We start from the raw sequence: 22,188 nt of genomic DNA, 5'->3' as shown, positions 1-22,188 counted from the left end.
ATTGATGAACCGTTTAAGCGCAACAGGGTACAAGGATATCAATTCGATGAAACTCCGGCTATGGAAACTTGTCCTATAACAAAGCATGTTTTAAGGTTAGAAACTAAACTAATGTCAACGATGGTCATTTTTGCTTACGTGCAAAATTAGCCTTAAAGACAAATTACGCTCTAAAATTAGGATGAGCTACTTACAACGGATACGTAATGACACAGCCAAAACCACAACGTGAGTTTTTCTTAGACTCCATCCGCGCATATTTGATGCTGCTGGGTATTCCTTTCCATATATCATTGATTTACTCCAGTCATATCTGGGCGGTAAACAGTGCAATACCCTCTGACGGCCTGACAATATTTAATGATGTTATTCACGCCTTCCGTATGCAGGTGTTCTTTGTTATCTCGGGCTATTTTTCTTATATGCTGTATGAGCGCTATGACCCGCAGCAGTGGCTGAAGGTGCGTCTGGATCGGGTTGCCATCCCGCTGGCGGCGGCCTTCCCGCTGATCACGATTCCGCAGCTCTATTTCCTGATGAAATTCACCAGCAAGTTTTCTGACTGGAATAATATGGATTTTTATCAGAGAATTAATGTGACTGTATGGGAACTGGTCTCGCATTTATGGTTCCTGTTAACCCTGGTTATTCTCACCAGCATTTGCTTTTACCTCTTCAAATTTATTAAAGAAATTAAGAATAGTCGTATTCAAATAATAAAAAGCCGTACAAATAGCTTAGGAAAAATCTCAATTATATTTCTTTTTATCGGTTTAATTTACGCGGCATTTAACAGAAGCCTGTATCTTTTTGCACCAAATTTACTTTCCAACGGCGCGTTTAATTTCATCGTCATGCAAACGTTGTTTTATCTGCCGTTTTTCATCCTGGGTGCACTTGCTTATAAATTCTCCTGGCTGAAAGAACTGTTTCTGAAACCGTCCGCGACTGCCGGGGTAGTCAGCATTTTCCTGTTCGCCGCTTACATGTTCAATCAACATGTCAATACGCCACAGCTGTACTCAATGGAAATCGATGCCATCATCACTACCCTGCTCGGGTTCCTGATGGTCAATGTGGTGTTTTCATTCAGCCATTATTTACTGAATTTCCAGGCGCCATGGATCACCTATCTGGTGAACTCATCCTTGTTTATCTATCTGATCCACCATCCTTTAACGCTGATTTACGGTGCGTTCATTACACCGAAAATTCACAGCGACTGGCTGGGATTCTGGCTGGGGCTGGTGTTTGTATTCGGTATCGCCTTTTTGCTGTATGAAGTGCATAAGCGCATCCCGATCCTGCGGTTCCTGTTCTCTGGCAAACCCCAGCATCCGGCTAAAAAGAATTCAACCGACGCGAATCCGCCGCAAAATCAGGCTTCCTGATACGCGGACATTGACCCCATACAAAGTCAGCGACATGAAAAAGGCGATCTCCGGAGTCGCCTTTTTGTTTCAAAATTTGTTATTCAGCGCGATGTGATATCAATTGTCGGGATCACAGACATCCCGACTTTCAGACGCTTCGCATCGGGCTGATTACTGTCGAGCACAATTTTAACCGCCAGACGCTGTACAACTTTAGTGTAATTGCCGGTCGCATTGTCCGGCGAAATAGGCGAAAACGTCACGCCGGTGGCAGGCGAAATGCTGTCCACCTTCCCTTTGAGGGTCACACCCGGCAACGCATCCACCTTAATCTCAACCGGCTGATGCGGCTGCACATCACCCAGTTGTGTCTCAAGGTAGTTCGCCACAATGTAAGCGTTTTTCAGCGGCACCACGGCCAGAACGCGTGCTCCTGCAGCCACATATCCGCCGATACGCAACGAGCGCTGCCCGACCACGCCATCCACCGGCGCCGTAATTTCGGTATAAGAAAGATTCAGCTTCGCCTGTGCCAGCGCCGTTGCGGCTGAATCGATTGCAGCTTTCGCTTCTGCCTGTTCCGCTTTCAGCACATCAACCTGCTTTTCAGCGCCAAGTGCTGCGGCCATATCACTCTGCTGCGCAGCCAGTTTTGAACGTAAATTGGCATCAGACTCATCACGTGCATCGGCCGTGCCGGAGCCATTTTGCAGCAGGCGTTTATAACGGTCAGCACTCTGACGCGCATAAGCAATACTGGCCGCATCAGCATTAACCAGTGCCCGGGCCTGCAAGATAGTCTGTTGTTGTTTCGCCAGTTGCGCGGTCAGGCTGAGCATCTGCGCATTAGCGGTTTCCAGATTTGCTTCTGCCGTCAGTACCGCATTGCGGTAATCACGATCGTCGATTCGGGCAAGTACATCACCGGCTTTCACCATCTGGTTATCCTGCACGTAAACATCCGCAATCGTGCCGGAAATCCGCGGCGCGACCAGCGTGGAATCTGCAGAAACAAAGGCATCGTCAGTAACGGGTAGAGTACTCTTGCCGAGTATCCACAAGGCGATGACAACCAGAAATATCACTACCACAGCGGCACACAGCCAGCTCAGGCGGACAGGTGAGGTTTTTATCATGATGTTGTTCTCTCGTACTTTTCAGAGTGGAATACCACGGTTAATAGTGATGCGATACTCAGGGACGTTTAACCAGAGACTGAGGCGGATATGTGCGTTTAGGCAAAATGGCGACCAGCAATATCAGGGAGAGTGCCAGCCCGATGATCACCATGTAAGCGTCCGATATTCCCAGCACCAGCGCCTGCTGTCTCACCCCTTGAGAAAACCGGGTGAGTATTTCTGTCGAAATCGCTGCGCCGCCGCTGTTCAGCGGGGCCAGAAAGCTGCTGTCGCCACCATATGGCTGGGAGAGCAGATAGCTCACGCTACCGGCGTGATTGAGCAAAACATTGGAATGGAATTGCTCGCGGTGGCTGACAAAGACAGCCAGCAAAGAACCGCCCATCACGCTGCCCAAACCGCGGGTGGTGTTAAACATCGCGGAGGCAAAAGGCCCTTCCGGTGGCTGTACAACACTGGTTGCACTCATCAGGATCGGCAGGACCGCCATCGGTTGTCCGAAAGCCTGCATAATCTGGATCAGATAGAAATTATCGCGCGCCCAGGCACCGGTAAGATGTGTTCCCCAGTAACAGGAAAAGCCCACCAACCCTAATCCGCAGACAAGCACCCAGCGGCTGTCTATCCAGCGCATGGTCAGCACAAAAGCGATCAACGGGGCGAGTAATAGCTGCGGTAAACCGATAGTCAGCGCCAGCGGTCCGACCTGTATGGCACGAAATCCGCCAACCTGCTCCATATAACTGGCGGGTAACGCGGAGCCCGATAAGAAGAGAAACATCAGAGCGAACAACGTGATTAAGCCGTGCGTCAGATTATGTCTTCTCAGCATTTGTAATTTGAACAATGGCAACGGGTGATACCATTCGTTGACCAGGAAAACCGTCAGCAAGCCAAGCGCCGTGAAAAACATCAGCGTAATCAGCGGCGAACTGAACCAGTCGAGGCGTTCTCCCTGCTGCAAGGCCAGCACCAGCAGCGTTACTCCGCCCGTGCCAGTCAGCATGCCAACGACATCCATTTGCCGGAAACGCTCAAAACGCGGCGGATCCTGCGGCAGCCCGTGGGCAATCATCGCTACCGCCAGCAGACACGGTGGGATCACCTGCCAGAACACCCACTCCCAGCCGACATAATCGGTCCAGATGGCCGCCAGTGAAGTCGCCATATTTGGCCCGAAAGTCGCCGTCAGCGCATAAGCACTCAGCCCGTATAACTTGTATTGCGGCGGCATAAAACGCAGGGCGGACGTCATCAGTAACGGCGGCAAAGCACCACCGAACACGCCCTGAACTGCGCGCAGTGCAATGAATACCGGCAGATTTGGGGTGTACGGCAAAACAGCGGCAATAAGAACAAAACCCAGCGTGACGAACACGGTGAAACGACGCAGTGAAAAGGTCATGGCAAACCACGGTGCCAGCATCATTGCGGAGACTTCCGCCGCCTGATAGGCACCAATCAGCCATGAGCCCTCATCTGTGCTGATGCTGAGTGCGCCACGAACATCGGCAAGCGCAATGTCAGTAACACGGTCGTTAAGGCCAGAACACAATGAGGCGATTAAAACCCCCAGTAACCCGATAACCAGCCTTAACGTAAAAGGGGGCGGCACGGGCAGTGCAGCAACAGGCGCCATTGTGATTGTCTGATTCATCGTTAACTCCACCGCTTTATCATGGCGGCGATAGGAAGAAGGCAGGTTTTGTGTCGCAGAAGTGCAAAATAAGCGACCTGCATCACAAATATTTCGATGCATTGCACCACATTGTGATACACACGGAAATACTATAATACGGTGCACTGTATTGCAATGTGATTAAAAATTGTTTTTCACCCGTTGAGCCATTACATTGACCACTCAGGTTTATGGACAGGATCACGCACGGAGATAAAGGAGAAATCATGGCTCAGGACAATCCGGCAGACGAAGAACGCAGCGGTGGGATTCAGGTGATCTCGCGGGCGGCCACCATACTCAATTCGCTGGGAAAACATCCGCAGGGAATGAGTCTCGGTGCCATTGCCAATGAAGTGGATTTACCACGTTCGACTGTGCAGCGCATCGTCGCCGCACTGGCCGAAGAAGGGCTGGTTCGCTCAGAAGGTAGCGGAGGCGTACGGCTTGGCCCGACGCTTCTGAAACTCGTTTCAACGGTCCATACCGATGTCATCGCCATCGCCTCCCCATTTCTGCGTCAGCTTTGCGACAACACACAGGAAACGGTGTCGCTCGGGCGGGCAAGTGGTCGGCAGATCGCCAATATTCACAGCATTGTGGCCGAACGGGAACTGCGCGTGGTGCCGCGCGTCGGCCTGAATCTGCCCATTTACAGCACATCGAGCGGCCGTGCCCTGCTGTCGCTAAAAACCGATGAAGAGATCCGCATTATTGTCGGGGATGTGCTGGAGCCCGCCACGGAAAATACCGTGCGTACCCTTGACTCACTGCTGGAAAAAATCGCCAGTGTGCGGGAAAGCGGAATTGCGATGGAAGAGGGAGAAACGGTAAACGGCGTTACCACGCTGGCTATCGCAATAGATACAATTTTAGGCCGTTACTCGGTATCGGTACTTTTCCCTACTGCCCGGCGGGCGGCCAAAGAGTCGCAAATCCGTGAAGCGTTGCTGGAATGCAAACATGCCCTGATTGGCGAAATTGGTAAATTGGATGAAACCCAGGTATCCGGTGGAAAATAATAAAGAAAGGAATTGCCGTGTTTGATGTCATTTTGTTAGCCGTAGACGGCTCAAAGCAATCCCTTCTCGTGATTGATCTCGCCCGCCAGCTGGCAAAGGGACGAGCTTCAACGGTTTTCGTCACCTGCTGCATTGACGAGTCTTACGCACTGGAAAATAACGGCGATGTTCCCGGTGAAATTGTCAGCTACCCGCCAGCAGAAGAAGAGCAAAACACCGCACGCGCCGTGGTCGGGCATGCGCTGGAAATTTTGTCGCAAGCAGGGATCAATGCGAAAGGCAATCTGATCGTCGGTCCGGCCGGAGAAGCGCTGGTGGCTGAAGCTGAAAGAATCAATGCCTCGGTGATTGTCATCGGCCACCGTCAGCTTTCAGCGTTTGGACGGATGATGAAAGGCTCAGTCAGTGCGGAAGTGATCGCGGCCGCCCCCTGCCCGGTTATGGTTGAAGTTCGCGGTAATTAATATTTCTGATGCCAGACGACAAAAAGCGCCCTCAGGTGCTTTTTCAGACGGATAAAGAACAGCAATAACGAAGCGGATTATTTAATGTTTATCAGTCCCATGGATTTTGCCCAATCTGAGATGTGATCCCGATAAAAGAAAGTGATGTCCAGTTCCAGTGAACATTCCTTTGATGGCGTCACACTGCCTAAACACGGATATTCCAGCGGACGATATTCAAAAAGGAAATCATCCATTTCCTCATCAGTCATCAACTTATCGCCTTCTATTTTATCCTGATAGAAATAGGCATCCAGCATCCAGGCGCGGTATTCAAAATCATTTTTAATCAATTGCATAGGAATAATCTCGCTAAATGACATGTTACATATCTGACAGGGCTTTCCCCTGTATGACGGCCTGTTTCATCAGATATGTGTCGTATTCGAGCCATCCATTGCCGATTTCATAACAAGAAATTAACATATTAATGACCGTTAGCAAGCTGCAATTACTCTTAAAAAAGTTTTTTCCAAACTCACCTGCGCTCAATAGAATGAAAAAACATCTTTATATAATTCAAATAAATGAATCACATTATTTGCATTCATAAAGTAATTAATTAGGAGAGAATTATTAATAGCGGGGGGAGAGAATGTGGAAGGAACAGAACTGACATTGGGGATGCTTTTGCATCGCCACTGCCAACCCTGTTCCCAAAATCTTTAACGTCTGCCCTTCAACTCATCAAACTTTCGTTACCAGCGGCCCGGAGGCGGACCTTCGCGCCAGTGTCCCGGAGGGCCATCACGCCAGTGCCCAGGAGGGCCATCGCGCCAGTAGCCGGGTGGCGGGCCTTCATGCCAGTGCTCATGATGCCAGTAGCGTGGCGGCGGCGGGGCCGGTTCGTAATAAACCCAGTGCCCGCGGCCTTCATCACGATAATGCTGGTCCCACCAACCCGGTGGACGCCAGTCACCACCATCCCAATAGTATCCGCGGTCGTCACGGTCTCCGATATGCAGTGACAACCCTGGCATATTAACGCCAAGCTCGACGTTCGCCTGTGCGACAGCTGGCAAAGTTAGCAAAACGGCGAGAACTAAAATTAGTTTTTTCATTGTGAACCTCACGACCTGCTTATCAGGTGGTGTCAAAGTACCCCCAGCTATCTTCCTGTTCTATAGGAATTTATCCCAAAAAAAAAACCTTAACGTAACCCTTACATTTGCGTCAATCCACCACCTCGTCCAACCAGGCGCAACGCTATGGCTGCAAAGGAAATTCAGTTCAACATTGCAAAGCCGTTATAAATGACAGATACAAAAAAACCGCCGAAGCGGTTTTCTTTTTGCTGCTTTGTTGTGCAAAATCAGATTTTGCAGCCTTCGCAGTCACTTTCGTCCTGAACGGCTTCAGGCACTTCTGCTGCTTTTTCAGCTGCTTTCACTTCGGCAGTTTCCAGTGCAGCATCAATGTCAAAATCAAAAATATCGTCGCTCATTATCATCACCTTAAATGTTCAAAATCGCGTTCAGTATAAACGACAGCCCCTGCCAGGCGCCGGTTTTTTTGTGCCCTGCTGCCGCCGCATTTGCATAAAGTGCATCGGGAAACCATAGTTATGGTGAATGCAACGGTGTAACAGAGACACCTTTATGAATATGAAATAAACACGAGGAGAACCGGATGACGACGTCAAACATCAAAGCGTGGGCAAATACCCGTGAAACCTCTCACGAAATCGCCGAGGCCATTTTCGAACTGGCGAATAACGACGAGACGCTGGCACAGAAAATCTGGGAAGAAGGTAACGACGAAGTATTGCCTATCGCGTTCGCCAAGACCAAAGAAGACCATTTGTTCTGGGGCGAAGAGAAAATTGATCGGCAAAATGTCTGATAGCCACAGCGTGAACGGCTGACGCTCAGCCCTGAGTCAGACTTAGGGCTGAATCTGCATTAAACCGGCCTGGCAGTTAGCTGTCGAAGCCAAATCCCATTTTATGCGCCCACTCAAAGATTTGCTCTTTGTAGAAAAAACGCGGCTCACACACCCCCGGTTCGCCTGGTGTCTGGATCATCACAGCCACGCACGGATAAGCCACCGGACGGGCGTCAAAGATAAAGTCATCCACTTCCTGATCGGCAAACTCAGAGGTTTCGCCTACCGCACTCGCCTGGAATATTTCATCCATTATCCACTGACGGTATTCAAATTCGTTGCTGATAAATTTCATCATTTACCTCTGCCTGGCTTTTACTCTGCTTGCGGTCATTGCCGGGTTAAATCAATGGTGTAAGGCGTCGCCGCCACAGCAAGGGCACACTTCGGCGCGCGTTACCGACATTTGCGCACTGCCGTCGCAGTCCCATTCTACTCTCAACGGTTTGCCGTTATCGTGTACGACTTTGATGAAACGATCAAAATGTGCAGCCTGCCCGGTCATCGTTTCGGTGACTAACAGTTCATCGCCAGCATAAATACGTGCAGTAGCTTGCGTGTCCTGCTTTTCGCCCGAAATGATTTTGTGCAGATGGTGAATGGTAAGTTTGATTCGTTCCACTGTCGCTCCTGTCACGGCTCAACATCATTTTCTCGTTTAAACACATTCACGAAAATGATGCCCAGCCGCTATTTTATCAGAGCATGCAGGGTAACGTCATGGCCTGATGCCATGTTTAGAGGGGTTAAGAGTGAGCTAACTGTGCTGTTCCGGTGCTATCTGGCAAATGGCGTTCCAGCCGGGCCAGATCGTAAACATCATAGAAATCCACAAAACCTTTATGTCGGACAATGGATTCAATGCGGTTTTTGATGTGCTCGCTGACATCAGGGGCGCTGAGTATTTGCTTCACGGCATCAGCAGAAAGCTCGCGGCTGAAATACCATTCGCCGTTATAACAAACGCGTAAATCAAGCACCCCGATATCTTCGTAGCGATAAACTGGCTTAATTTCCAGCAACAGCATCGCGGACATAAAGATCAGGAAAGCCGTAAATCCGATAAACCAGCCGAGCCCCATATAAGGTGAAACGTACATGACGATGCCCACGGCGATATACCCGACCAGCATAGCCAGACATAACCAGGGATGGTTTATAAAGAACTCAGCATTGATCCGCGCTTTACCATCGCGCCCTTCCTGACGATTGATGCGATCAATTTCACTGTTTAATACGTTTTTGATTACGTCCATCTCATACCTCATTGCGTCACGACTATAATGCAATCTGATTACATAATTTTATCACGACAACTGTTATAGCGCGTAGAGCAGTTCACCGGTGTTAATGGGTAAACTGTTATAGTTTGGCATTTGCACCTTACTCAACATGGAACCCGTTCAATGCATGTCAGATAAAAGGAGATCATCGTGGCATTATTAATTGTAGAGAGACCGGCCAAAAAGCTGGTGAGCTACCGGGTGGTTGGCCCCTATCAGGAGTCAATCCACAGTGGTTTTCAGCAACTGATGAAATGGGCTGCACGGCATCATCAGCCGCAAAACGAATGGCTGACGTGGTTTCATGATAATCCTGACACCACACCGGCAGAAGCTTTACGTGCTGATCCGTCGGTGTGTGTAGCCGATAATTTTATTCTCGATGATGCAGAAGGACTGGCGTTGCAAACGCTGCCGGGAGGCACGTATGCGGCGTATCACACCACGATCACAGACGGCAATTTTGAAAAGGCCTGGCGGGAATTCTACAGCCAGCTGCTGGCCAGTACGAGCTATCGCCCGGACGGAAAAGCGTGCTTTGAGCACTATCTCAGCGACGGCTCCAAAAATGGCATCTGGGAAGTGGTTTTTTATCAGTCGGTCGAAAAAATCCCGGCAATCCGCTGAAGTGTTAAACCAGCAGCGGAATGTCGGAGAGCTCGCAGAAATCGACATAAGCCTGTGGTGGTTCAGCGTCGCTGACCACCACATTAAAACGCGCAAGCGGCGCGATGGCTGCGGGCCTGACCTGATCAAATTTGCTGCTGTCAGCGACGAGAATGCTCTGCGCTGAGCGTTCTATGGCCTGATGTTTCATCAGTAATTCATCAAAATTAAAGCAGGTCACACCGTGTTCAATACTGACGCCCGCAGCGGAAATAAAGGCTTTCGCCGGGCGGATAAAGTCGAGTTCACTGCTGCGCCCGATAGGCGTAAAAATACTGTTACTGGATTTAAACGCACCGCCGCACAAGATGACTTCACAGTGAGGTTTATCCTGCAGCGCCAGAAACGTATTGAGCGAGTAACAAATGGCCGTAAATACCCGGTTATCGGCAATGCTTTCAATCACATAAGGCATTGTCGTGCCACAGTCAAAAAATACCGTATCGTTATCCTGAATAAGACTGGCTGCGCGGGCAGCGAGACGTTGTTTCTCTGCAACATGGCGGGTTTTCTGTTCACTGATAAAGTAGTGCGTCGCCGGATTATTCTTCGGATCAATCACAATATAACCGCCGAGTAAAATTACCGGTGCGGGTGCTGCGCTGAGATCACGGCGGACAGTCATTTCCGAAACATTGAGCAGTAAAGACGCTTCTTTAAGGTGAATTTTGTCGGTCTTTTTTAATGCCAGCAACAGACGCTGAATCCTGTCTTCACGCTTATTTTCCATGATGTTATCCCGTGCCTTCCCGGTTCGCAGCCGCTCACTATACCGTTGCCCGTCAGTCACCGCAAACCCCGGTAACGCCTGACATTACTGCAGCTGAATAAGCGTCAGATAACCGCCAAATACAGCGCCCGTATCAATATAAAACTGATTGGCAAACTGCATTGCATGTTCAACCGGCGTGTGACCGAAATAAAATTCATCAGCGCCAGCTATCGGTTGAAAGCGACCCGCCAGCGCAGAATTCACACGTTCACGATCCCAGATAACCTCATCACCATCCATTAGCTTATCGAACACATATTCATTGGAAAGGTAATCAGCATGGGCCACCACGATACGCCTGCCCTCACGGTTCGTCAGTTCGAGAATATGTGGCAGCGTGTCAGCCTGTAAAATCAGCGCTTTCGCCTCTTCTTGTTTGTCGTGTTCAAGAGCATAAAACCAGTCGCCGCCATTACGTAACCAGCGCGGGATATTCTCTTCGTTTATGGCATCAATCGCCATCTGCTCGTGATTTCCGCGTACACAAGCAAACCAGGATTCATTGAGCAGTTGCAAACAACCGACACTGTCAGGCCCGCGATCGGCAAGATCCCCCACAGATAACAGCAGATCGCGGTGGGGATCGAAAGACACTTTCGCCAGCTTTTCCCCAAGCAAACTCAGGCAACCATGCAAATCGCCAACAATATAAATGTGTCTGTATATTGAACAATCAATACGCTGGTACAGAGCAGGAGTCATACTTCGCCAAAATCCATAATCAGGATGAATACCTTAAGTGTAATGCAAGATGATAATGAGGAAAGCGGAGAAAATCGGGAGAAGACTTTACTCTCTCATCAGCGGCTTATGCGCTCTCTACACTGAGTTGACGCTGAAATCCACTGATAATTAAATTATCGTTAAGTAACTGACGCCTTTTTGTGCTAGACTACTGCCCGCTCTAAGTAAAACCGGAGGTTTTATGAGTTCCACAGTTTTAAGCGCTCAAGACGAGTGTCCGTTATGTCAAAGCAGGAATAAGACGTCGGTTAATATGTCGGCGAAAATTGTTACTGTGACCTGCACTTCGTGTGGCCGCTACAGTATCTTCCGCAAAACCATGGAAGAGATTTCAATCGACAGGAAGAAACGCGTTGCCCTGCAGGCGTTTTTCACCAGCCAGCCTAACTACCATTTGCCGCTATCAATCAGGGCATTGAGCAACACTGATTCATCGGGTGAATTCTGACCCTAAAAACGCCCCTCGGGGCTGTTTTAATTCCTGATTTTCTTCATCCCTTTTACTCAACAACCGACATTGTGTTCAGAGCACCTCATTCTGGCTGAGGTCGCGTGCGCGAAGGATGTTATTGAAGAAACACTTAAGGCCCCTGTTGCAGGTGGCCTTTTTTATTGCATCTGGATTACGCGAATTTCAGGCATAAAAAAACCACCCGAAGGTGGCTATAACGACATTACTACTTTATTGCTTTTGATTATTCAGCTAATTTTCCCATGGTACCCGGGACGAGACTTGAACTCGTACAGCCATAAGCCGAGGGATTTTAAATCCCTTGTGTCTACCGATTCCACCACCCGGGCTCCGGGAAAATTGGAGGCGCGTTCCGGAGTCGAACCGGACTAGGCGGATTTGCAATCCGCTACATAACCGCTTTGTTAACGCGCCTTAAATCTTACTACTTGTCTTGCACTTAAACCAATTCACGAACCAGTTTAAGAAAATTTGGAGCGGGAAACGAGACTCGAACTCGCGACCCCGACCTTGGCAAGGTCGTGCTCTACCAACTGAGCTATTCCCGCTTTAATCAGAACGTACTGATTTTTTTAACTAATCTTCTGGCACAAGACTGGCTGCCTTCCGATGCGTTGCATTCTACTGACCTGACGGATTGAGTCAATAAAATTATCTGCTTCATGCGTTCGTTTGACGTTTTTTACGGCAGTTTGATCAGGGTTCCAGCAAATCATGGCGCGCAGCGTTGAGATATTGGAACATTGACCAGAAAGTCAGCACTGCAGCAATATAAAGTGCAACCACGCCAACCCAGACCACAATAGCATCAGGACGCCACAACAGCGCGACCAGCGACAGCATCTGCGCCGTGGTTTTCACTTTCCCGATCCATGAAACCGCCACACTGCTGCGTTTTCCAATCTCAGCCATCCACTCACGTAGCGCGGAAATAATGATCTCGCGGGCAATCATGGTCGCAGCCGGTAACGTAATCCACCAGGAGTGAAAATATTCAGCCACCAGCACCAGCGCGATCGCCACCATCACTTTATCGGCTACCGGATCAAGGAATGCACCGAAACGCGTCGTTTGCTTCCAGCGGCGTGCCAGATAGCCATCAAACCAGTCGGTCACGGCAGCAAAAACGAAAATCAACGCACAGACCATTGATGCCCATGGATAAGGCAGATAAAAGGCCAGCACGAAGAACGGTATCAGTACAACGCGGAACAGGGTGAGGCACGTAGGTATATTAAATTGCATAGCGAAGGTAACTGTTTGTCCGGTGTGGATATTATGAGTATGTTGCTACATTGCCCTTAGTGTTTCAACGCATTATGAATCTTTTCTGCCAATGCGATAGAAATACCCGGTACCTGTGCAATTTCCTCTACGCTGGCATTCAGTAATGGCTGAATGCCTCCCATGTATTTCAGTAAAACCTGACGCCGCTTCGGCCCGACGCCTTCAATTTCTTCCAGCGCACTGGTCGTACGGACTTTCGCACGTCTCTGCCGGTGGCCGGTAATCGCATGGTTATGCGAGTCATCACGAATATGCTGGATGACATGCAACGCTGGCGAATCAGCGGGTAACGCAATCCCCTCACCTTCCGGCACAAAGAACAGCGTTTCGAGCCCGGCCTTACGATCCGCACCTTTCGCGATACCAATCAGTAAAGGTTTGGATTTGTCCCACTCCACATTCAGCGAATGAAACACATCCAGCGCCATGCCGAGTTGCCCTTTGCCGCCATCAATAAAGATAACGTCAGGAATTTTATTGTCATCGAGCGTCTTACCATAGCGACGCTGCAATACCTGCGCCATCGCCGCGTAATCATCGCCGGGCGTAATGCCGGTAATGTTGTAGCGTCGGTATTCAGAACGCACCGGGCCATTGCCGTCAAAAACCACGCAGGAAGCGACTGTCTGCTCGCCCATAGTATGGCTGATGTCGAAGCATTCCATACGGTTAATTTCCGCAAGATTCAGTGTTTTTGCCAGTTCAGACAGCCGCTGATGGATTGTCGACTGCTGAGCCAGTTTGGTCGTCAGTGCAGCAGAGGCATTGGTGCGCGCCAGTTTCAGATAACGGGCACGGTCGCCCCGCGGCTTACTCTGGATTTGCACTTTGCGCCCGGCCAGTTCGCTGAGCGAATCGGCCAGCAGATCTTTTTCCGCCAGACTGAAATCCAGCAGAATTTCGCCGGGCAGTGTCCGTTGCTGACTGCCCTGCAAATAGAATTGTCCAACGAAGGTCTGCACCACTTCGCCCAGATCGGTGCCGCCTGGTACTTTCGGGAAATAACTGCGGCTGCCCAGCACTTTGCCCTGACGGATAAACAGAACGTGCAGACATGCCATACCTGACTCGAAGCCCACGCCGATCACATCCAGATCTTCGCTGTTACCCGACACGAACTGACGCTCTGTCACGCGGCGTACAGCCTGAATTTGATCTCTTATCCGCCCGGCATCTTCGAAGCGCAGCGCTTTACTGGCTTCTTCCATGCGGTTTACGAGCTGTGTGACGACCTGCTGGTCTTTACCGGACAGGAAAAGGCGAACGTATTCCACCTGATCTTTATAATCTTCCTCACTCACCAGCCCTTTGACACACGGCCCCAGACAGCGACCAATCTGATATTGCAGACAAGGGCGCGAACGGTTGCTGTATACGCTGTTTTCACACTGGCGGATCGGGAAAAGTTTTTGCAGCAGCGCCAGTGTTTCGCGCACGGCATAGGAATTAGGAAAAGGCCCGAAATACTCGCCTTTGGCGTGCTTAGCACCGCGGTGAACTGAAAGTCTTGGATGATTATCCGCGCTGAGGAAGATCAGCGGATACGACTTATCATCGCGTAACAATACGTTATAACGCGGCTGATAAAGTTTGATGTAATTATGTTCGAGGAGCAGCGCTTCGGTTTCCGTGTGGGTCACCGTCACATCGATTTGCGCGATGTTTTTGACCAGCGTTTCGGTTTTGCGGCTGGAAACCTGGACGCGAAAATAACTCGAAAGACGTTTTTTGAGGTCTTTGGCTTTACCTACGTAGATTACGGTGCCGCTGGCGTCATACATTCTGTAGACGCCAGGCTGGCTGGTGACCGTTTTCAAAAAGGCTTTTGGGTCGAAACGCTCATCACTCACTGCCTGATAAAGTCTCCGTATTGAACAAACCGTGCCGGATTGCCAGATGTGTTAACTCAACATCACCGCTGATATTTAATTTACTAAACATCCGATAACGATAACTGTTAACTGTCTTCGGGCTCAAGTTCAGCTGTTCAGAAATTTCATTGACCTTTTGTCCCTTAGTGATCATCAGCATGATCTGCAGTTCACGCTCGGATAAGGAATCAAAAGGCGTTTCAGATTGTGGTTCAATCTGGCTCAGTGCCATTTGCTGAGCAATGTCGGAGGCAATATAACGCTGACCCGAATCAACCAGACGGATAGCATTGACCACTTCCTGTGGAGCTGCGCCTTTGCTCAGGTAACCGGAAGCCCCCGCCTGCATCACTTTGGCCGGTAGCGGGTTTTCAGTATAGATCGTTAACATGATGATCTTGATATCTGGCGAAAAGCGGACAATTTTCTTGGTCGCTTCAAGCCCGCCAATACCTGGCATGTTCATATCCATCAGGACAATATCAACGTCATTGGTCCGACACCATTTGACGGCATCTTCACCGCATTGCGCCTCACCAACAACTTTGATGCCTTTGATATCTTCAAGAATGCGTCGGATCCCTGCGCGCACCAGTTCGTGGTCATCAACAAGAAGAACGCTTATCAAAGAGAATTCTCCAAAAAATAAGGGCAACACACCGTCAGGGACTTCACGCTTGTCTTACGTAAACCTACGTATCGAACATTAAAAATTTGCTCTCAGACAGCTTATAAATGAAGAGAAGGTGGCAAATAAGAGGCCAATATCAACTAACTCGCCCCACTACCGCTCATCGGTAGTATTTTTAAAGCAGAAAGACACAGTTATTTATTATAGCCCGCGTATTTTACTCTATCAGACGTTCCTGACCAAGGAATGTCTGCAAAAAACTACTTTGCTGAATGTAAATGAGAAGTACCACCAACTGTATTAATAAATTATTAAAAATACGTGTCTAATCAAAGATCAAGCAGAAAAATCTGCGGTCTCTTTTAAGCGGTAAGTAAATAACTCCAGGCCCTTACTCATATCTGAAACTCTCTTTACGCCATGCTGGCTATTTAAGCGTCAGCACTGTCACTTCATATATCTATGATATATCCAATTATTATTTGCGATCGCACGAATTGATGATGGCTTATATGAATAAGTCTGCACATAAAGATGAAAAATTCTCAATCCCCCATTATGTTTAGTATTCTTTACTCATTGTCCGGAAACACTATATGCAGACGCTTAACCTCCCGTTTTAAGCGGCCATTCTGGCCCTGCCCTAAAACGTGCCAACTATGCTAAAATGCGGCCACTTTTCACCTGTTCAGAATTCGGTGCGCTGCCTGACAGCTTGCCTGAGGGGATACAAATAATGAGTAATTGCGATTTTACGACTGAAGCAAACGTTGAAACACTGGCAGCAGAAGTTGCCTGCCTGAAAGCCACCCTGACCCTGATCCTCAAAGCGATTGGCCAGGCTGATGCAGGTAAAGTGATGCTGAACATGGAGCGTTTTGTCGCGCAGATGGAAGACGAACAACAGGCTGCCGTGTTCAAAAATTCCCTGCAGCAAATCAAGTTTGCTTACCGTCAGTAATGCTATTTCAGAGTCTGTCACCCTGACAGGCTCTGCCTCTCTCCGCCCGGTTATTCCCCGCAATGTCTGCTATAATCATGCCCTGCATTCATTCAATGAGAACATAAGCATGAGCGACGAAAAGAATAAAGAAAACAAAAGCAAAGCCGACGAAGTCCATGTCAGTGACGGGCTGGGAGAACTGTTTGAAGTTTCTGAACAACTGACGGAACAAGAAATTGAAAAAGCGGCAGAAGAAGCCAAACAAGCCGTAGAAGACGCAAAAAAACAGAAAAATCATTGATCAATGCATCACAACTTCCTTGCCCCGCATCAGGTGCTTGCGCCTCTGGCTATTGATTATCAACATGGTGACAGCGAGCCAGCCCACAGTCACAACTGCTCACAACTGATTCATACGCTATCCGGTATTGTAGAAGTGCATACGTCGCTCGGCACCTGGATGGTGCCGCCCGGGCGCGGGGTCTGGCTGCCTGCAGAGGTTGAACACAGTCTGCGTTTTATCGGCGGTGTAAAGGCCCGCACGCTGTTTGTCGATCCCCTCGCCCGTGCTGACTTACCTGCGCAATGTCAGGTAGTGCAGATTTCTCCGCTGCTGCGTGAACTGATTTTGGCCTCGCTGACTATTCCGGCCGATTATCTGCCCGGCGGGCGCGATGAACGCATCATGGAATTATTGCTTGATGAACTGCGTCTGTTGCCGACACTGCCTCTTTATCTGCCGGAACCCAACGAGCCGGAGCTGAGCGGGCTTTGCCAGCAAATTCGTGCAGATCTTTGTTCAACGTGGGAACTGGAAGATGTCGCGCAACGTCTGAATATCAGCAGCCGAACGCTCTCACGCCGTTTCCAGCGTGAAACGGGATTACGTTTCAGTGACTGGGTTCGCCAGGCAAAATTGCTCGAAGCACTGAACCAGCTTGCCGTTGGCGTTTCAGTTATTGATGTGGCGCTGGCACTCGGCTACGACAGCCCGAGTGCCTTCAGTGCGATGTTTCGCCGGTCGCTTGGCGTCTCACCCAGCGAATATTTTAATCAGTCATAATGGCGCTGGCTGCATTGAACAGTGCCTGCAATGAAGCACTGGACACATCGCTGTCAATCCCCACGCCATAACACGTTTCGCCCAACCTCCCCCGACAGCTCAGATACGCCACCGCGCGACTGTGGCTCTGATGTCCCAGCGTATGTTCATGATAATCGCCGATTTCCAGGAGCACATCGTAACTGCGACGCAATGCATCCGCTGCACCGGACAGCAAACCGTTACCGCTACCCGTAATATGTTGTTCTTCATTACGATAGCGGATCCGCGCACTGAAATGGCAGACGTTTTGCTCATCGCTGCGGATGTCATAACTGAGCAATTTCACCACGGGCAGATCGGTTAACCCGTAACGCTGCCGGAACAGTCGCCAGATATCGCTGGTGCTCATTTCCTTGCCATGCGTATCGGTTTCACGCTGCACCGCTTTACTGAAATCAATTTGCAAACCGCGCGGCAATTTCAGCCCGTGATTCTGTTCCAGCAACCAGGCCGCCCCGCTTTTCCCGGACTGGCTGTTCACGCGGATCACCGCTTCATAACTGCAACCGACATCCGCAGGATCTAACGGCAGATACGGCACGCGCCAGACCGTGCTCTCTGATGTTTTCTGTGCAGCAAACCCTTTTTTGATGGCGTCCTGATGCGAGCCCGAAAATGCCGTAAACACCAGTTCACCGGCATACGGATGGCGCGGATGCACCGGTAACTGGTTACATTCCTCCACCGCCTCGACAATCGTCTGCAAATTGCTGAAATCCAGCTGCGGCGAGATGCCCTGCGTGTAAAGGTTCAGCGCCAGCGTCACAATATCCACGTTGCCGGTGCGTTCACCGTTACCAAAAAGACATCCTTCCACACGGTCGGCACCGGCCAGCATCGCCAGCTCAGCACAGGCCACACCGGTTCCGCGGTCATTGTGCGGATGAACGCTGATGGAAACCTGTTCGCGGTGGCTGAAATGACGGCAGAACCATTCAATCTGATCGGCATAAACATTCGGTGTGCTGACTTCTACTGTTGCCGGTAAATTAATGATCATCGGCCTTTCATTGCCCGGTTTCCAGACATCCGCCACGGCTTCACACACTTCCAGCGCAAACTCCAGTTCAGTGAAGCAGAAGGTTTCCGGTGAATACTCAAACGTCCATTCAGTTTGCGAATATTGCCCGCACAACTGACGAATTTGCTGAGCGCCGCGAACCGCCAGCTCGCGCGTTGCGGCCTGATCCTGATTAAATACCACTTCACGGAACACAGGCGCAGTGGCGTTATATAAATGCACAATGGCACGCGGCACATCTTTGAGTGCCTCAAATGTTCGGGCAATCAGATCCGGCCGCGAAGGCGTCAGCACCTGAATCACCACATCATCCGGGATGAGCTTCTCTTCAATCAGGCTGCGGACAAAATCAAAATCGGTTTGTGAAGCCGAGGGAAACGCCACCTCAATCTGCTTAAAACCACACTTCACCAGCAAATCAAAAAACTGACGCTTACGGGCATTATCCATGGGTTCTGCAAGCGCCTGATTGCCGTCACGCAAATCACTTGAACACCATTGCGGCGCTTTACAGAGCACATTTCCTGGCCACTGGCGATCGGGTAAATTCACCTGCGGGAAGGGGCGATATTTTTGCGACGGGTCGTTTAACATACGATTCTCCTTTTATCATTGGGCAGCGGTTATGTTCCGTTAAATCCATAGTACGCAAACGATAACTTCCTGCGCCTGACTAACTGACAGTCACCCTCGCAAAACGGACAAAAAGAAAATGATCATAAAAAAACCCGCATTCTGCGGGTTTATTCATTTTGTTATTTATTGCCGCTGCCTTCCGGCCGGATATTGTAGGTTCCGAAGAAGCTGCGATCCGTTTCCAGACTGATACTTTTACCATTCGCATCAACGGTAATCGAACCTGATGTCTTAGTCAGCGCGCAGGCAATGCGAACATCAATAGTGCGCATCCCGTTCGGCACATTCAAATCCACGTACTGATTAAAATGCAGGGAAGCCACGGTTTGTCCGTCTAAAAACACTATCAGCGGACAGGTTTTCTCAAACGGCACGACTGACCACTGATCTAAACGGTGTAAACGGATGTGGGTCTGCCCTGCCGGCGCTGCCGAGCTGGCGTTAGCGAAAGATGACTTGACCTGCAGCGTCGGTTCATAAGGATTGGCCGCACACCCGGCTAAAAATAAAGCAGCCAAGGCCACCAGTGTTTTTTTCATCGTTATCTCCCTGAGTTTATGCACGAATGATAGCAGTGTGCGCGCAGCGGGCAACAAAAAACCGGTGGGAGCGGGTACGGAGTGTCCGCAAGCGTAAAAAAGTCATCTAAATCTGTGACGTTAGTACAAAAAAACATCACCCGAATTGCTAATAGTCCTCCACTGGTATTTGATATTCTTGTTAGGATTTATCCGATCAGTTGTTCAACTCAGTTTCAGGAATCACTATGTACAGCTACACATTAATCGCCCCCGCAGGGATCGTTAAAGCCTACGAAGACGAATTCCGCGACAAAGGGATTGAGTTACTGGTTGCCAAACAGAATCGTTCGGAGACGGTCGTCTTGCGCAGTGACCGGTTCACCGAAGAAAGCACATTTATCACGCACGTTCATCTGCTGATCTTCAGCCTGTGCATGCGTGTACAAAAACAACTCAAAAATGGCAATGCACCCAATACCACCATTATGTATTGATGCATTCCTGCACTTAACACTGTTTTGGCCTCAAACCGGGGCCTGACAGCTATTCCCTGTATTTCTTCCTTCCGCTCATCTTTATATGCCATAAAAATATTCCTGCCAGATTGCGTAAATAAACGACAAACCGTTGAGGTTTATTTCCCGACAGGCGATGACTTTATTAGCAGTGCATAAAACAGAGGAACTGACGGATTAAAGAAGAAGGGAAATAAAAGCAGAAGGAGCTTAATGCATTGATTAATCATTTGTTGGTGGGTCGTGGCGGGTTCGAACCGCCGACCAATTGATTAAGAGTCAACTGCTCTACCGACTGAGCTAACGACCCAACGGGACGGATTATTCTCCTCTGCAAGGATGATGTCAAACGCTTACCCTCACTTTTTTGCCGTTATTTTCATTAATATTTGTGAAGCTCATCACTCTTAAAAACGCTATTATTCCCACCGTCTCTGAAGAGACTTGATTAATTAACACTCAGTTATCCGCGATGTAAAAATTACGATACATTTTTTCCGTTGGCATTTTTCATGCCAGTTATAATAAATGCGCACTTAACATTACTATTACAACGTTCACGCACGCTGTCGTTCCGGTCGTGGTGACCAAAGGGCCACTCAGAGTTCAAAAAATTGACGTAAATGAATGCGATATGGCGGAGTTCATACGCAAAAAGCAAAAAACAGGAATCAATACAACATGCAAGAAGAGTCAAAAATCCTCGTCCAGCCTGGGGAAGAGAACGCTGAAGGTTTGCGGCGAAATCTTTCCAACCGTCATATCCAGCTCATTGCCATTGGCGGCGCGATCGGTACCGGCCTGTTTATGGGCTCAGGCAAAACCATCAGCCTCGCCGGTCCGTCCATCATCTTCGTCTACATGATCATCGGCTTTATGCTGTTTTTCGTCATGCGCGCGATGGGCGAACTGTTACTGTCCAACCTCGAATACAAATCTTTCAGTGACTTTGCCGCCGACCTGCTGGGCCCGTGGGCCGGGTATTTCACCGGCTGGACCTACTGGTTCTGCTGGGTGGTCACCGGCATCGCCGACGTCGTCGCTATCACCGCTTACGCACAGTTCTGGTTCCCCGGACTGTCGCAATGGGTCGCATCCCTGCTCTGCGTGCTGGTGCTGCTGAGCCTCAATCTCGCTACTGTGAAAATGTTCGGTGAGATGGAATTCTGGTTCGCGATGATCAAAATCGTCGCCATCGTCGGGCTGATTATCGCCGGGCTGGTGATGGTGCTGACGCACTTCCAGACGCCGACCGGCACCGTCGCGTCCTTCAGCAATCTGTGGAATGATGGCGGGTTCTTCCCGAAAGGCGTGAGCGGTTTCTTTGCCGGTTTCCAGATAGCGGTGTTCGCGTTTGTCGGTATCGAACTGGTGGGCACCACCGCCGCCGAAACTAAAGATCCGCAGAAATCCCTGCCGCGCGCCATCAACGCCATTCCGCTGCGCATCATCATGTTCTATGTGTTCTCACTGATCATGATTATGTCGGTGACACCCTGGAGCCATGTGGTGGCGGATAAAAGCCCGTTCGTTGAACTGTTCGTACTTGCCGGTCTTCCGGCTGCGGCGAGCATTATCAACTTTGTAGTGCTGACTTCGGCGGCGTCTTCCGCCAACAGTGGCGTATTCTCCACCAGTCGCATGTTGTTCGGTCTGGCACAGGAAGGCAATGCGCCGAAAGCGTTCGGCAAGCTCTCTTCCCGCGCTGTACCGTCGAACGGCCTGACATTTTCCTGCATCTGCCTGCTCGGCGGTGTGGTGCTGATTTACCTGATCCCGAATGTGGTGACGGTCTTCACGCTGGTCACGACCGTTTCGGCGATTCTGTTTATGTTCGTCTGGACCATCATCCTCTGCTCTTATCTGGTCTACCGCCGTCAACGTCCGCAACTGCACGAAGCTTCAATCTACAAAATGCCGCTCGGCAAACTGATGTGCTGGGTCTGTATGGCATTCTTTGCTTTTGTTCTGGTACTGCTGACCTTGCAGGATGATACCCGTCAGGCGTTACTCGTCACGCCGCTGTGGTTTGTGATTCTGGCGATTGGCTACGGGTTGCGCAGACGCCAGTCCTGATTGCACGAATATACTGCCAAAGGTATTTGGTAATCACAGTGTCCTG

Annotated in this window: 26 protein-coding genes and 4 tRNA genes; 11 read left to right on the top strand and 19 right to left on the bottom strand. The window is 49.8% G+C overall.

Annotated elements, in window-relative coordinates; translation table 11 throughout:
* The first annotated feature begins 206 nt into the window (after positions 1-206).
* On the top strand, positions 207-1,391 hold the full coding sequence (mdoC, locus tag DXU84_RS02370; RefSeq protein WP_153374689.1) for a glucans biosynthesis protein MdoC: 1,185 nt from the start codon (positions 207-209) through the stop codon (positions 1,389-1,391).
* Between the two features lie 83 nt (positions 1,392-1,474).
* On the opposite strand, the gene DXU84_RS02365 is transcribed toward mdoC, so the two are convergent.
* Positions 1,475-2,509, bottom strand: coding sequence for an HlyD family secretion protein (locus DXU84_RS02365; protein ID WP_037037276.1), 1,035 nt, complete (start codon positions 2,507-2,509; stop codon positions 1,475-1,477).
* 58 nt (positions 2,510-2,567) lie between these two features.
* A complete protein-coding gene (locus DXU84_RS02360) occupies positions 2,568-4,169 on the bottom strand; it encodes an MFS transporter (RefSeq protein WP_131638057.1) in 1,602 nt (533 codons plus the stop codon).
* Between the two features lie 248 nt (positions 4,170-4,417).
* On the opposite strand from DXU84_RS02360, the gene DXU84_RS02355 reads away from it, so the two are divergent.
* Complete coding sequence (locus DXU84_RS02355) at positions 4,418-5,212, top strand: IclR family transcriptional regulator (RefSeq protein WP_013576281.1); 795 nt, start codon at positions 4,418-4,420, stop codon at positions 5,210-5,212.
* A 17-nt stretch (positions 5,213-5,229) separates the two neighbouring features.
* Positions 5,230-5,676, top strand: a complete 447-nt coding sequence (locus tag DXU84_RS02350) for a universal stress protein (protein WP_013576282.1) — start codon at positions 5,230-5,232, stop codon at positions 5,674-5,676.
* 77 nt (positions 5,677-5,753) lie between these two features.
* Here DXU84_RS02350 and DXU84_RS02345 read toward each other — a convergent pair whose 3' ends face one another.
* From DXU84_RS02345 to DXU84_RS25300, 3 genes are all read right to left on the bottom strand, one after another.
* Positions 5,754-6,038, bottom strand: a complete 285-nt coding sequence (locus DXU84_RS02345) for a hypothetical protein (protein ID WP_015690197.1) — start codon at positions 6,036-6,038, stop codon at positions 5,754-5,756.
* 375 nt (positions 6,039-6,413) lie between these two features.
* Entirely contained in the window at positions 6,414-6,776 is a 363-nt protein-coding gene (locus DXU84_RS02340; RefSeq protein WP_013576284.1) for a DUF2502 domain-containing protein, read from the bottom strand.
* 251 nt (positions 6,777-7,027) lie between these two features.
* Positions 7,028-7,159 (bottom strand): hypothetical protein, encoded by a 132-nt coding sequence (locus DXU84_RS25300; protein WP_013576285.1) that lies wholly within the window; start codon positions 7,157-7,159, stop codon positions 7,028-7,030.
* Between the two features lie 185 nt (positions 7,160-7,344).
* Between DXU84_RS25300 and DXU84_RS02335 the strand changes: the two genes are divergently transcribed.
* A complete protein-coding gene (locus tag DXU84_RS02335) occupies positions 7,345-7,557 on the top strand; it encodes a YccJ family protein (protein ID WP_013576286.1) in 213 nt (70 codons plus the stop codon).
* A 76-nt stretch (positions 7,558-7,633) separates the two neighbouring features.
* Here the strand turns inward: DXU84_RS02335 and DXU84_RS02330 are convergent, their stop codons facing one another.
* The 3 genes from DXU84_RS02330 to DXU84_RS02320 form a co-directional block, all read right to left on the bottom strand.
* Positions 7,634-7,897, bottom strand: coding sequence for a hypothetical protein (locus tag DXU84_RS02330; protein ID WP_015690199.1), 264 nt, complete (start codon positions 7,895-7,897; stop codon positions 7,634-7,636).
* A 48-nt stretch (positions 7,898-7,945) separates the two neighbouring features.
* A complete protein-coding gene (locus DXU84_RS02325; RefSeq protein WP_013576288.1) occupies positions 7,946-8,221 on the bottom strand; it encodes a hypothetical protein in 276 nt (91 codons plus the stop codon).
* 124 nt (positions 8,222-8,345) lie between these two features.
* Positions 8,346-8,855: a YlaC family protein gene (locus DXU84_RS02320; protein ID WP_013576289.1), complete on the bottom strand. Its 510-nt coding sequence runs from the start codon at positions 8,853-8,855 to the stop codon at positions 8,346-8,348.
* 177 nt (positions 8,856-9,032) lie between these two features.
* Between DXU84_RS02320 and DXU84_RS02315 the strand changes: the two genes are divergently transcribed.
* Positions 9,033-9,509 (top strand): GyrI-like domain-containing protein, encoded by a 477-nt coding sequence (locus DXU84_RS02315; protein WP_013576290.1) that lies wholly within the window; start codon positions 9,033-9,035, stop codon positions 9,507-9,509.
* 4 nt (positions 9,510-9,513) lie between these two features.
* On the opposite strand, the gene deoR is transcribed toward DXU84_RS02315, so the two are convergent.
* Positions 9,514-10,278 (bottom strand): DNA-binding transcriptional repressor DeoR, encoded by a 765-nt coding sequence (gene deoR / locus DXU84_RS02310; protein WP_112198566.1) that lies wholly within the window; start codon positions 10,276-10,278, stop codon positions 9,514-9,516.
* A gap of 84 nt (positions 10,279-10,362) precedes the next feature.
* Positions 10,363-11,022, bottom strand: a complete 660-nt coding sequence (locus DXU84_RS02305; RefSeq protein ID WP_112151619.1) for a metallophosphoesterase — start codon at positions 11,020-11,022, stop codon at positions 10,363-10,365.
* Between the two features lie 223 nt (positions 11,023-11,245).
* Here DXU84_RS02305 and DXU84_RS02300 point away from each other — a divergent pair, with 223 nt between their 5' ends.
* Positions 11,246-11,512: a hypothetical protein gene (locus DXU84_RS02300; RefSeq protein WP_013576293.1), complete on the top strand. Its 267-nt coding sequence runs from the start codon at positions 11,246-11,248 to the stop codon at positions 11,510-11,512.
* Between the two features lie 267 nt (positions 11,513-11,779).
* Here DXU84_RS02300 and DXU84_RS02295 read toward each other — a convergent pair.
* The 6 genes from DXU84_RS02295 to uvrY all read right to left on the bottom strand — a co-directional run bounded on the left by DXU84_RS02295 (position 11,780) and on the right by uvrY (position 15,322).
* Positions 11,780-11,865: transfer RNA gene (locus DXU84_RS02295), tRNA-Leu, on the bottom strand.
* Positions 11,866-11,876: 11 nt separating this feature from the next.
* Positions 11,877-11,950: transfer RNA gene (locus DXU84_RS02290), tRNA-Cys, on the bottom strand.
* A gap of 58 nt (positions 11,951-12,008) precedes the next feature.
* Positions 12,009-12,084: transfer RNA gene (locus DXU84_RS02285), tRNA-Gly, on the bottom strand.
* A 148-nt stretch (positions 12,085-12,232) separates the two neighbouring features.
* Positions 12,233-12,781: a CDP-diacylglycerol--glycerol-3-phosphate 3-phosphatidyltransferase gene (gene pgsA / locus DXU84_RS02280; RefSeq protein ID WP_013576294.1), complete on the bottom strand. Its 549-nt coding sequence runs from the start codon at positions 12,779-12,781 to the stop codon at positions 12,233-12,235.
* A gap of 56 nt (positions 12,782-12,837) precedes the next feature.
* On the bottom strand, positions 12,838-14,673 hold the full coding sequence (gene uvrC / locus DXU84_RS02275; RefSeq protein ID WP_013576295.1) for an excinuclease ABC subunit UvrC: 1,836 nt from the start codon (positions 14,671-14,673) through the stop codon (positions 12,838-12,840).
* Complete coding sequence (gene uvrY, locus DXU84_RS02270) at positions 14,666-15,322, bottom strand: UvrY/SirA/GacA family response regulator transcription factor (RefSeq protein WP_013576296.1); 657 nt, start codon at positions 15,320-15,322, stop codon at positions 14,666-14,668. The genes uvrC and uvrY overlap by 8 nt, the downstream gene beginning before the upstream one ends.
* Before the next feature lie 739 nt (positions 15,323-16,061).
* On the opposite strand from uvrY, the gene DXU84_RS02265 reads away from it, so the two are divergent.
* The 3 genes from DXU84_RS02265 to DXU84_RS02260 are packed head-to-tail and all read left to right on the top strand — an operon-like array spanning position 16,062 to position 17,331.
* A complete protein-coding gene (locus tag DXU84_RS02265; RefSeq protein ID WP_013576297.1) occupies positions 16,062-16,286 on the top strand; it encodes a DUF2594 family protein in 225 nt (74 codons plus the stop codon).
* Positions 16,270-16,569 carry a hypothetical protein gene (locus tag DXU84_RS24980; RefSeq protein WP_148271877.1) on the top strand — a complete coding sequence of 100 codons (300 nt, stop codon included), beginning with the start codon at positions 16,270-16,272 and terminating at the stop codon, positions 16,567-16,569. The genes DXU84_RS02265 and DXU84_RS24980 overlap by 17 nt, the downstream gene beginning before the upstream one ends.
* Before the next feature lie 3 nt (positions 16,570-16,572).
* On the top strand, positions 16,573-17,331 hold the full coding sequence (locus DXU84_RS02260) for a helix-turn-helix transcriptional regulator (protein WP_112151624.1): 759 nt from the start codon (positions 16,573-16,575) through the stop codon (positions 17,329-17,331).
* On the opposite strand, the gene leuA is transcribed toward DXU84_RS02260, so the two are convergent.
* Both leuA and DXU84_RS02250 read right to left on the bottom strand, forming a co-directional pair.
* On the bottom strand, positions 17,318-18,988 hold the full coding sequence (gene leuA, locus DXU84_RS02255; protein WP_013576300.1) for a 2-isopropylmalate synthase: 1,671 nt from the start codon (positions 18,986-18,988) through the stop codon (positions 17,318-17,320). The genes DXU84_RS02260 and leuA overlap by 14 nt on opposite strands.
* A gap of 161 nt (positions 18,989-19,149) precedes the next feature.
* A complete protein-coding gene (locus DXU84_RS02250; RefSeq protein WP_013576301.1) occupies positions 19,150-19,569 on the bottom strand; it encodes a hypothetical protein in 420 nt (139 codons plus the stop codon).
* Between the two features lie 227 nt (positions 19,570-19,796).
* Between DXU84_RS02250 and DXU84_RS02245 the strand changes: the two genes are divergently transcribed.
* Complete coding sequence (locus tag DXU84_RS02245) at positions 19,797-20,045, top strand: hypothetical protein (protein WP_013576302.1); 249 nt, start codon at positions 19,797-19,799, stop codon at positions 20,043-20,045.
* A 255-nt stretch (positions 20,046-20,300) separates the two neighbouring features.
* On the opposite strand, the gene DXU84_RS02240 is transcribed toward DXU84_RS02245, so the two are convergent.
* Positions 20,301-20,376 (bottom strand) — tRNA-Lys (locus DXU84_RS02240).
* A gap of 371 nt (positions 20,377-20,747) precedes the next feature.
* Between DXU84_RS02240 and cycA the strand changes: the two genes are divergently transcribed.
* Positions 20,748-22,142: a D-serine/D-alanine/glycine transporter gene (cycA, locus tag DXU84_RS02235; RefSeq protein WP_015690203.1), complete on the top strand. Its 1,395-nt coding sequence runs from the start codon at positions 20,748-20,750 to the stop codon at positions 22,140-22,142.
* The last annotated feature ends 46 nt before the right edge of the window (positions 22,143-22,188 follow it).

Origin of the sequence: Rahnella sp. RcJ3 (assembly GCF_009498575.1) — a bacterium.
Classification (GTDB): domain Bacteria; phylum Pseudomonadota; class Gammaproteobacteria; order Enterobacterales; family Enterobacteriaceae; genus Rahnella; species Rahnella aceris.
Note: the sequence above shows the minus strand (reverse complement) of the source record. Positions and strands in the feature narration are given on the sequence as shown.

What these genes read in the sequence shown, in the direction of transcription:
- deoR (WP_112198566.1), bottom strand. Translation starts at nt 10,278, where the DNA reads ATGGAAAATAAGCGTGAAGACAGGATTCAGCGTCTGTTGCTGGCATTA.
- DXU84_RS02320 (WP_013576289.1), bottom strand. Translation starts at nt 8,855, where the DNA reads ATGGACGTAATCAAAAACGTATTAAACAGTGAAATTGATCGCATCAAT.
- DXU84_RS02245 (WP_013576302.1), top strand. Translation starts at nt 19,797, where the DNA reads ATGTACAGCTACACATTAATCGCCCCCGCAGGGATCGTTAAAGCCTAC.
- mdoC (WP_153374689.1), top strand. Translation starts at nt 207, where the DNA reads ATGACACAGCCAAAACCACAACGTGAGTTTTTCTTAGACTCCATCCGC.
- DXU84_RS02355 (WP_013576281.1), top strand. Translation starts at nt 4,418, where the DNA reads ATGGCTCAGGACAATCCGGCAGACGAAGAACGCAGCGGTGGGATTCAG.
- DXU84_RS02360 (WP_131638057.1), bottom strand. Translation starts at nt 4,169, where the DNA reads ATGAATCAGACAATCACAATGGCGCCTGTTGCTGCACTGCCCGTGCCG.
- DXU84_RS02330 (WP_015690199.1), bottom strand. Translation starts at nt 7,897, where the DNA reads ATGATGAAATTTATCAGCAACGAATTTGAATACCGTCAGTGGATAATG.
- DXU84_RS02300 (WP_013576293.1), top strand. Translation starts at nt 11,246, where the DNA reads ATGAGTTCCACAGTTTTAAGCGCTCAAGACGAGTGTCCGTTATGTCAA.
- DXU84_RS02345 (WP_015690197.1), bottom strand. Translation starts at nt 6,038, where the DNA reads ATGTCATTTAGCGAGATTATTCCTATGCAATTGATTAAAAATGATTTT.
- pgsA (WP_013576294.1), bottom strand. Translation starts at nt 12,781, where the DNA reads ATGCAATTTAATATACCTACGTGCCTCACCCTGTTCCGCGTTGTACTG.
- DXU84_RS02365 (WP_037037276.1), bottom strand. Translation starts at nt 2,509, where the DNA reads ATGATAAAAACCTCACCTGTCCGCCTGAGCTGGCTGTGTGCCGCTGTG.
- leuA (WP_013576300.1), bottom strand. Translation starts at nt 18,988, where the DNA reads ATGTTAAACGACCCGTCGCAAAAATATCGCCCCTTCCCGCAGGTGAAT.
- DXU84_RS02340 (WP_013576284.1), bottom strand. Translation starts at nt 6,776, where the DNA reads ATGAAAAAACTAATTTTAGTTCTCGCCGTTTTGCTAACTTTGCCAGCT.
- DXU84_RS02335 (WP_013576286.1), top strand. Translation starts at nt 7,345, where the DNA reads ATGACGACGTCAAACATCAAAGCGTGGGCAAATACCCGTGAAACCTCT.
- DXU84_RS02265 (WP_013576297.1), top strand. Translation starts at nt 16,062, where the DNA reads ATGAGTAATTGCGATTTTACGACTGAAGCAAACGTTGAAACACTGGCA.
- cycA (WP_015690203.1), top strand. Translation starts at nt 20,748, where the DNA reads ATGCAAGAAGAGTCAAAAATCCTCGTCCAGCCTGGGGAAGAGAACGCT.
- DXU84_RS02305 (WP_112151619.1), bottom strand. Translation starts at nt 11,022, where the DNA reads ATGACTCCTGCTCTGTACCAGCGTATTGATTGTTCAATATACAGACAC.
- DXU84_RS02260 (WP_112151624.1), top strand. Translation starts at nt 16,573, where the DNA reads ATGCATCACAACTTCCTTGCCCCGCATCAGGTGCTTGCGCCTCTGGCT.
- DXU84_RS02250 (WP_013576301.1), bottom strand. Translation starts at nt 19,569, where the DNA reads ATGAAAAAAACACTGGTGGCCTTGGCTGCTTTATTTTTAGCCGGGTGT.
- DXU84_RS25300 (WP_013576285.1), bottom strand. Translation starts at nt 7,159, where the DNA reads ATGAGCGACGATATTTTTGATTTTGACATTGATGCTGCACTGGAAACT.